Raw genomic sequence first — 1,441 nt, 5'->3', positions numbered from 1 at the left:
AATGTATTAATTTTTCAAGATGCTGCTGGCGTTATTCTTATAACGAATTCGACATAACAATAATATAGGAAATGAAAGAGTTATTTAAACATATTCACTTTATTTAAATGCACATGCGTATTGTCCTGATTCACACGTTCTAAGTATATATTAGTGGTAGAAATATCTGAATGGCCGGCCCAATCTTTAACCACAGCTAACGGAACATCATTCTCGAGTAGAGTAGTCACAAAGTTATGACGGAACCAGTGCGGCGTAACTTTCAAATTTTGTCCAGCCATAAGAACGGCTTCTTTAACAATTTTATAGAGGGCGGGATAAGTTAACCGTTTTTTATTTAAACGAGTTTCTTTCTTATTATATAGCGCGAAAAAGAGTGGGCTGGTGTCTTCGATATTTATTTCTACGGACTCTCCAAGGCTTTTTCGATAATTAAATAGAAGCTCTTGTGTTTCTTCCTTTATAGGGAGGGTCCTCGGTTTTTTTCCTTTACCAATGACATCAGCATATAGGTAACCTTGACGATTGTAACGAAAACTTCCCCAATTCAAGCTCAAAAGCTCACTTGCCCGAAGCCCAGTCGTATATAGTAAGTATCCAATCAGTAAATTCCGTTTCTCCAACTGATCTCGATTCTTTTTTGCTTTCACAATTTTAGGAAAGAAAGAGATTAGATATTCCGCATCTTTTTGATTTAATTCTCTGACTTGCACACGGGTTTGTGCTTCTTCGTGACGAGTTTCTTCTATTATATAGTGTCCCTTTTTCGATACCGGTTTGGAGATCCATGTTGAAAGATGTGCTTTATAAAATTGTGTTTCATAACCAAAGTCCAATAATCTTCTAAAAAACTCCAATTTCCTTATGGCAGATTTAGCTGCATAATTTTCTCTAATATATTGGTTATAGGCTTTGACTTCTGGAAAGCCAATATCTCGAAAAGAAAGGGAGTGTTCTGTTAAAAAAGTGAGCAGTGTTTTTGCATCGGAACGGTACGCTTTAACTGTGTGAGGAGAAAGCTGTTTATCTTGCGGAAAAACTTTTTCCATAAAAAACAATTCTAAAAAGTCTTGTTCAGAACTATTAGCGAGAGACAGATTTCTATTTTCATCGAGTAGATGTCGATCATGTAGATTATTTTGTAAATGATCTAAAAATTGTTCACTAGTCATTGTATTAAGAAGCGTCAAGTTATTCATTTTTTGCCTCCTAAAAGAAAGATAACATAAATTTATTATGTATAGTAAAGATAATTCCTTATTATCTTTACTTATATTTTATCATAGAATGTTTGTTCTACCTACTCTTTTTCAATCGAAGAGATGCTCTTTTCGAGTGTCTGATATTTGCTCTCAGACGCATTTATTTTTCTTTTTTAATACCATTGGTCATTTATTTTCACACAGAGGCCCTCAGCAACATCAAGAAATTTTTGGATTAA

1 protein-coding gene is annotated in these 1,441 nt (G+C 34.1%); it reads right to left on the bottom strand.

Features of this window, described 5'->3' with window-relative positions:
• Nucleotides 1-80 precede the first annotated feature (80 nt).
• Entirely contained in the window at nt 81-1,199 is a 1,119-nt protein-coding gene (locus tag V7068_RS22115) for a tyrosine-type recombinase/integrase (RefSeq protein WP_499714575.1), read from the bottom strand.
• Nucleotides 1,200-1,441: the final 242 nt, after the last annotated feature.

The organism is Bacillus sp. JJ634, assembly GCF_036962285.1.
In the GTDB taxonomy this organism is placed as follows: domain Bacteria; phylum Bacillota; class Bacilli; order Bacillales; family DSM-1321; genus Peribacillus; species Peribacillus asahii_A.
This window is presented reverse-complemented; position numbering and strand designations above follow the sequence as displayed.